This window comes from Polaromonas sp. P3_C2, from assembly GCF_056402675.1.
The window spans coordinates 1-7,257 of sequence record NZ_JBFUGX010000170.1 but is presented as its reverse complement, the minus strand read 5'-3'; the positions used below and the strand labels follow the sequence as shown (position 1 = coordinate 7,257).

General features: G+C 63.3%; 10 protein-coding genes. 6 read left to right on the top strand and 4 right to left on the bottom strand.

All coding sequences use genetic code 11. The features are described from left to right. On the top strand, positions 1-606 hold a 606-nt coding region (locus tag AC1DWI_RS09350), incomplete at its 5' end, for a DUF72 domain-containing protein (RefSeq protein WP_477724727.1). A 40-nt stretch (positions 607-646) separates the two neighbouring features. Continuing rightward, the gene (locus AC1DWI_RS09345; RefSeq protein WP_477670231.1) at positions 647-1,207 is read left to right on the top strand and encodes a DUF1003 domain-containing protein; all 561 of its coding nucleotides are present in this window, start codon (positions 647-649) and stop codon (positions 1,205-1,207) included. Between the two features lie 4 nt (positions 1,208-1,211). Here the strand turns inward: AC1DWI_RS09345 and AC1DWI_RS09340 are convergent, their stop codons facing one another. The 4 genes from AC1DWI_RS09340 to AC1DWI_RS09325 form a co-directional block, all read right to left on the bottom strand. Then, on the bottom strand, positions 1,212-1,874 hold the full coding sequence (locus AC1DWI_RS09340) for a glutathione S-transferase family protein (RefSeq protein WP_477724726.1): 663 nt from the start codon (positions 1,872-1,874) through the stop codon (positions 1,212-1,214). A 132-nt stretch (positions 1,875-2,006) separates the two neighbouring features. Then, positions 2,007-2,855, bottom strand: a complete 849-nt coding sequence (locus tag AC1DWI_RS09335; protein WP_477670736.1) for an amidohydrolase family protein — start codon at positions 2,853-2,855, stop codon at positions 2,007-2,009. A 68-nt stretch (positions 2,856-2,923) separates the two neighbouring features. Further along, positions 2,924-3,613: a dienelactone hydrolase family protein gene (locus AC1DWI_RS09330; RefSeq protein ID WP_477724725.1), complete on the bottom strand. Its 690-nt coding sequence runs from the start codon at positions 3,611-3,613 to the stop codon at positions 2,924-2,926. 71 nt (positions 3,614-3,684) lie between these two features. Further along, the gene (locus tag AC1DWI_RS09325; protein ID WP_477670234.1) at positions 3,685-4,293 is read right to left on the bottom strand and encodes a DsbA family protein; all 609 of its coding nucleotides are present in this window, start codon (positions 4,291-4,293) and stop codon (positions 3,685-3,687) included. Positions 4,294-4,387: 94 nt separating this feature from the next. On the opposite strand from AC1DWI_RS09325, the gene AC1DWI_RS09320 reads away from it, so the two are divergent. The 4 genes from AC1DWI_RS09320 to AC1DWI_RS09305 all read left to right on the top strand — a co-directional run. Further along, positions 4,388-5,134 carry an SDR family oxidoreductase gene (locus AC1DWI_RS09320; RefSeq protein WP_477724724.1) on the top strand — a complete coding sequence of 249 codons (747 nt, stop codon included), beginning with the start codon at positions 4,388-4,390 and terminating at the stop codon, positions 5,132-5,134. A gap of 151 nt (positions 5,135-5,285) precedes the next feature. Continuing rightward, positions 5,286-5,918 carry a MarC family protein gene (locus tag AC1DWI_RS09315; protein ID WP_457281681.1) on the top strand — a complete coding sequence of 211 codons (633 nt, stop codon included), beginning with the start codon at positions 5,286-5,288 and terminating at the stop codon, positions 5,916-5,918. Then, complete coding sequence (gene creB, locus AC1DWI_RS09310) at positions 5,918-6,619, top strand: two-component system response regulator CreB (protein ID WP_477670236.1); 702 nt, start codon at positions 5,918-5,920, stop codon at positions 6,617-6,619. Before AC1DWI_RS09315 ends, creB begins: the two co-directional genes overlap by 1 nt. 1 nt (position 6,620) lies before the next feature. Next, on the top strand, positions 6,621-7,257 hold a 637-nt coding region (locus AC1DWI_RS09305; protein WP_477724723.1), incomplete at its 3' end, for a cache domain-containing protein.

Genomic DNA, 7,257 nt, shown 5'->3' with positions numbered 1-7,257 from the left:
TCCTTCTACCGCCCGCACCAGCCGGCCACCTATGCGCGGTGGGCGGCCACGGTACCGGCGCATTTCCGCTTTTCCGTCAAACTGCCCAAAGCCATCACGCACGAACAACGGCTGCGCCGCTGCGATGCCCTCCTGGATACTTTCCTGGCACAGGTCCGCTGCCTGGGCGACAAACTCGGTTGCCTGCTGGTGCAGCTGCCGCCCAGCCTGGCTTTTGATCCAGCAACGGCCACAAGCTTCCTCACCGCACTGCGGCAACGCCATGCCGGCGGCGTTGCGCTGGAGCCGCGCCATGTCAGCTGGTTCACACCAGCGGCCGACGGCTTGCTCAAGGCCATGAAAATAGCCCGCGTCCTGGCCGACCCGGTTCTGTTTGACACAGCCGCCCAGCCGGGTGGACATCCCGGCCTGGTCTATGTGCGGCTGCATGGGTCGCCGAAGATGTACTACTCGGCCTATGCACCCGATGTGCTGGATACGCTTGCCGTCCGGCTTGAGCTTGCGGCGGCGTCCGACGCCGGCGTCTGGTGCATCTTTGACAATACGGCCAACGGCGCTGCAGTGCCCGACGCGCTTCTCCTCACCGGCAAGCTGGCACGAAGCTGACCTGCAGGAGTGGGTAGCAGCACCCCGAAAAGGATGTCCCATGAGCAATCAAGCCGGCAAGAAGGCGCTGAACGGCCATACAACCTGCGCCGATGACCTGACGCGCGAAAATGTCGAAGCCATGCGGCGCGTGGAAGAAACGGCACTGGCCAACCGCAGCCGGGCTGACCGCATCGCCGCCTTTGTCGCCGGCTTTTGCGGCTCCATGCCTTTTGTCTGGATGCACGTGGCTGCGTTTGCGTTCTGGATCAGCTTCAATTCATGGCCGGGGCTGGCGCATTTCGACCCCTACCCCTTCACCTTCCTCACATTGATGGTGTCACTGGAAGCCATCTTCCTCTCGTCTTTTATCCTGATCAGCCAGAACTATGAATTGCGCATCAGTGACCGGCGCAACCAGCTTGACCTGCAGATCAACCTGTTGACCGAGCAGGAAAACACCAAGATGATCCAGATCCTGGAGCGCATCGCCAAAAAGGTAGGCGCCAACATCGAGGGCGACCCGGACATTCCCATCCTCAAGGAAAACACCGACCCCGAAAAGCTGGTCGCCCAGATCGAGCAGGCGCAGCGCGACAACCCATCTGCGGCGAAAGCTTAGAGACTCAGACCCAAGGCTGGGCCAGCCCTTCGGCGTGGAAGGCTTTGATCACGGCAGGCCGCGCCAGCGCACGCTGCAGGTAGGGGCCGAGGTGGGGCCGGTTGCGTGCCGGCGACGACGCAAAGTTGCGCGTCCAGCGGCACAGCGTCAGCGCATAGATATCCACGGCCGAATACGCCGCACCCAACAGCCAGGGTTGGTCATGGATTTTCTCCAGCCTTGCCAGCTCCGCGTCCAGCTGGTCCAGCATCAGGCCGACTTTGGCTTCGGCGTGCGACTTCAACTCGGCTACGCCGGGGTCGTTGCCAGGGTTCATCCAGCGGTCGGTGTAGAAATAAATGATCAGCGCCGACTGCATGGTGTTGGTCAACCAGATCAACCATTTGTAGAAATGCGCGCGTTCGGTGGTGCCGAYGGCTGGGGCCAGACCGGCCTCGGGATGCGTATCGCACAGGTGCAGGCAGATCGCGGCGGTTTCATACAGCACCAGGTCACCGTCGACCAGCGTCGGGATCAGGCCATTGGGGTTGAGCTTGCGGTAAGCCTCCGACCGGTGCGCGCCGGTGCTGGTGTCGACGAGGACTTTTTCGAACGGCACGCCCAGTTCCTGGAGCAGGATGTGGGGCGCCATGGCGGCGGAACTGGGAGAGAAGTGCAGAAAGTACATCTGAATATTGTGCCCCACGCTTCTCCCCGCATCTGCAAGCAAGGTGCCGCGGGACTGGCTTTGCCAGACCGCAGGCGCCGCCCCCTCGAGGGGGAACAGGCTACACGCAGTGAGCCTGGACGGGGGTGGATTTTACAGACCGAAGATACCGGCCGCATTGCTCCAGGCGATCTTGCGGGCCACATCGGCTGGCAAATCGCCCAGCCAGGTGCGGTAGCCCTTCATGAGTTCGTCGTAATACAACCAGCGCTGGTTGACCCAGGTGTCGGAACCGATCATGAAGCGGCCTGGGTACTTGAGCAGCAGCGTGCGCCACTCCGCACACAGCTTTCCGCCTTCGCAGGTCAGGCCGGGGCGATAGGACAGCTCACCCATCAACTGCGGGTATTTGCCCAGCAGCGCATCAACACGTGCCACCGGTGCGCCGCCTATGCCGGTGTGCGCCCAGATGAGCCGCGCATCCGGTGCGTGGGCCATCAACAAGTCGATCGCCGTGTCGTCTACGTGCGAGAGCACGGCCAGCTTGTTCTTCGCAGCGAACTGCATGAGCTTTTTGGCCACGGGTCCGCTGGCATTGGCGCTGTCGTACAAATGAAATTCACCGATGCCCTTGTAAGGCCCCGCCTGGTCGCCCGTGACGCCACGCGCAAACTCGGCTTCCACCATTTCGTAAATGGATTCGTCGCGAAACCAGTTGTCATAGTCAGCGCGGTTACGGTACAGGCGGATAAACGGGACCACGGTAACGCCGGTCTTGCGCGTTTCCGGCATGGCAGCCAGCGACTTCGTGCCGTCGTTGGGCCGGGAGTTGGCGACGATGGCTTTGACGCCGTTGCGCTTCATGCGCGCAAGAACATCAGCTGGCGAGTGTGGACCGCTGTTTCCGTTCCAGGCCTCTTCGTTGTAATGCAGGTGCGTGTCAAACAACGGACCGGCGTAGTCGGCCGCTCGGGCAGTCGCCGAAAACGCTATCAAAATAATAGCTGCTCGCGCACATCCGCAAAGGGCTGCAACCCGAAAAGGCTTGAATCCGGAGACAGGGCGCACGGTCAGGCCAGTTTGGCGGCAAGGAACGCCAGCGAACGTTCGCGTRCCAGCTTCGCCGCCGCTTCGTTGTAGGAGCCGCGCTGGTCGCAGTTGAAGCCGTGGTTGGCCTGGTACACATGCACCTCGACTTCCGGGTGCGCCTTGCGGAAGGCTTCAACGCCTTCCATCGGGATCCAGTGGTCCTGGTCACCGAAATGGGCCATGACCGGACATTTCGGCTGGCGCGCGATTTCCTCCTCGGCCGTGATGCCGCCGCCGTAGTAGGGAACGGCTGCGGACAAGCCCTTGAGCAGGCAGGCCGCACGCCAGGTCAAGAGACCGCCCCAGCAAAACCCGATGATGCCGACCTTGCCGCCACCGGCCCTGGCCGCGTGGTCAATCGCCGCCTGGATGTCTTGCAGCACACCGGCGCCCGGCAGCGCGCTGACAGCGGTTTTCAGCTCGAAGCCGATCTTCATGTCCGCCTCGCTGTAACCCATGTCGACGCCAGGCTTGACACGCTCGAACGTGGCGGGCGCCACTGCCAGGTAGCCTTCCGCCGCAAAGCGGTCCGTCACGCCGCGGATGTGCGAGTTGACGCCGAAAATTTCCTGCACAACAACGATGCCGCCGCGCGGCTTGCCTTCCGGTTTCGCCACATAAGCCGGCACGACGAAGCCGTCGGCGGCGGTGAGGTTGGTGAATTGGCCCATGAGATGGATGCTCCGTTGAATTGGTTGATCGGTGTGGATGAAGGGAAACTGGAGGGGAAACGGCCAGCGGTTTATGCCCCGGCCTTAAGCTTTCGCTCCACGAAATCGAGCCGGTCCTGCCCCCAGAACAGTTCGCCGTCGATGACATAACTGGGCGCACCGAACACGCCGGCGTCGATCGCCTGCTGGGTATTGGCTTCGTAGCGCTCCTGCACTGCCTGGCTGAAGGATTGCTCCAGCCGCCCGGCCGGCAAGCCGCATTCGGCGAGCAGTTCGGCCAGCACTTTTTCGTCGGCGATGTGGCGCTCGCGCACCCACACGGCGCTGAAGATCGCGCCGCCGATTTTCATCGCGGCTTCGCTGCCGTCATGCAGGTCCACGGCGATGATAAGGCGCGAGGCCTCATCACCCGACACCGGGAAATATTTGGGCTTGAGGTTCAGCGGCGCATGCAGGTAGTCTGAATAGCGCTGCAATTCCAGCAGGCGGTAGGCCTGGCGCTGCGGCGCACGCTGCCCCAGCGGCAACCCGCCCGAGATGGGAAACACCTTGCCGCCCAGATCGATAGGCAGCACATTCACGGTAGCGCCCGCTGCGCGGGCGATCTGCGCAAAGCGTTCGTGGCCCAGATAAGTCCATGGGCTTTGCGGCGTAAAGTAATAATCCACAACGGTGCTCATGATCGTCTCCGGTTTTGGGGGCCTGTTCAAGTACATTGACCCGATGCAATCCCCGTTTTTACCCGGGATTGCCATTTTCTGCAGGAGGTCCGGTTTGTCAAAAGTTGTTTTGATCACAGGCGGCTCGCGCGGCATAGGCGCCGCATGCGCCCTGCTCGCGGCGCGCCAGGGTTGGGCGGTGGCCGTCAACTACACCAGCAACTCGCTGGCAGCCGACGAAGTGGTGCGGCAGATCCGCCAGGGCGGCGGCCAGGGCATCACGGTTCAGGCCGACGTGGCCGACGAGGCGCAGGTGCTGGCCATGTTTGAAAAAGTGGATGCCAAGCTCGGCCGGCTGGACGGCCTCGTCAACAATGCCGGCGTGGTGGACCRCACCAGCCGCGTTGACGCCATGACGCTGGAAAGGGTGCGGCGCATGTTCGAGATCAATGTGTTCGGCTCGTTCCTCTGCGCACGCGAAGCCGTCAAACGCATGAGCACGCGCTACGGCGGTGCGGGCGGCGCCATCGTCAACGTCTCGAGCGCCGCAGCGCGGCTGGGCGGGCCCGGCCAGTATGTGGACTACGCAGCCGCCAAGGGCGCCATCGACACCTTCACGGTCGGGCTGGCCAAGGAAGTGGCCACCGAAGGCATTCGTGTGAACGGCGTGCGCCCGGGCATCATCGACACCGACATTCACGCTTCGGGCGGCTTGCCCGACCGGGCCCGTGAACTGGCGCCGCTGGTGCCGATGCAGCGGCCGGGTACCGCTGGCGAAGTGGCGGAGTCGATTGTCTGGCTGCTCGGCGACAATGCGAGCTATACAACAGGTGCACTGCTCGACGTCGCCGGAGGGAGGTAGTGCCCCCACGCTTTTCGCTTCGCGTAATGCGCTGCCCCCCGAGGGGGCGCTGCGCCTGCGGCCCGGCGAAGCCGGTTCCGCGGCCCCGGCTGGAATGTGCTGGCTAGCCCGCTTTTGGGCTTGCCACTTGAATTGCCTCTAAGGAAAAACGATGGATTTCAAACCGCTTGTCACGCTGCTGGCCATCGTCAACCCGCTGGCCATCGTGCCGTTTTTTATCCACTACACGCAGGGCTTCTCCGACGAGCAGCGCCGCCGCACCATCCTGGTGGCAGCCTTTTCGGCTTTTGTCGTTATCGCCATCAGCGCGCTGTTGGGCCTGCAGATCCTCGACTTCTTCAGTATCTCGCTGGCGAGCTTCCAGGTCGGCGGCGGCATGCTGCTGCTGATCAGCTCGATGAACATGCTGAATGCGCAACCGGCCGAAGCCAAACCCCTGACCAATGAAATGGAAGACGGCGCCGAGAAGGCTGCGCGCGGCGCCAGCATCGCGGTGGTGCCGCTCACCATTCCGCTGCTGACCGGCCCGGCCACCATGTCGACCGTGGTGATTTACGCAGAGAAGGCCCAGACGGCCTTGCAGGTTGCCGCGCTGGTCGGCTACGGTGTGGTGATTGCGCTGGTGACTGCCATCAGCTTTTCGCTGGCCGAGCCGATTGCCCGCGTGCTGGGAAAAACCGGTATCAACGTCATGACACGTTTGATGGGTCTGATCCTGGCCGCGTTGGCGGTCGAGGTGATGGCCGGTGGTCTAGGAAAACTCTTCCCTATCCTGAGAAGCTGATGGCCGGCGCGCGCATTCTTCTTGTTGAAGACGACCCGGCGATTGCCCGGTCCATCATCTACACACTGGAGCGCGACGGCCTCACCGTGACACACAGCCTGCTGCTGGGCGATGCGCGCCGCCAGCTTGCGCTGCAGCTGCCCGACGCCGTGATCCTGGATGTCGGCTTGCCCGATGGCAGCGGTTTCGATCTRTGCCGCGAACTGCGCGCCGCCGGCAGCCTGCCGGTGCTGATGCTGAGCGCGCAGGGCGAGGAGATCGACCGTGTGCTCGGGCTGGAACTGGGCGCCGACGACTATGTGAGCAAACCCTTCAGTCCGCGCGAGTTGCTGGCGCGCGTGCGCAGCCTGCTCAGGCGCGCGCGCATGCCTGCCCCTGCAGCGGCGCCGGCTGGCGCCAGTCCTTTCGTGATTGACACCGCGGGCCAACGCGCAAACCTGCATGGCCTTCCACTCAACCTGACGCGCCGCGAATTCGGCCTGTTGGCCGAGCTGCTGCGTCACCGCGAACGCATCCGTTCGCGTGATGAGTTGCTCACTGCGGTCTGGGGCACGGATTCGGACAGCACAGACCGCACCGTAGACACCCACATCAAAACCCTGCGTGCGAAGCTGCAGGAAGCAGCGCCGGAGCATGACTACATCGTCACACACCGTGGCATGGGTTACTCCCTGGATATCAATCGCACCAAAGGCAGCTGACATGCGCCTGGGCATACGGCTGCTGTTCGGTTTTTTTCTGGTCACGGGCCTTGCTGCTTTTTTTGTGCTGCGTGTCTTCATGGCAGAGGTCAAGCCCAGCGTGCGGGAGGTCATGGAAGACATGATGGTGGACACCGCCAACATCCTCGCCGAACTGGCCAGCGACGACCTGTCGGCCGGCGCCATCGCCAACGGGCGCTTCGCCGGCCATGTGCGCAACTACGCGCAGCGGCCGATTGACGCGCAGATCTGGGGCCTGGCCAAGCAATCGCTGGACTTCCGGGTGTACGTGACCGACGCCGCCGGCAAGGTGGTGTTTGACTCGGAGAACGTGGCGACCGGCCAGGATTATTCGCGCTGGCGCGATGTGGCCCGCACGCTGCGCGGCGAGTACGGCGCGCGCGCCACCCGTGAAGTGCAGCAGGACGACCGCAGCTCCGTAATGTACGTCGCCGCGCCGGTGCAGCAGGACGGCAAAATCATCGGCGTGCTGACCGTCGCCAAGCCGATGGCCACCATCCAGGCCTTCATTGACCGGGCCGAACGGAAGATTTTCCTAAGCGGCCTGCTGTTGCTGGTGTTGTCGCTGGCCATCGGTGTGGCCGTGACGCTGTGGGTGGTGTGGAGCATTCGCAAGC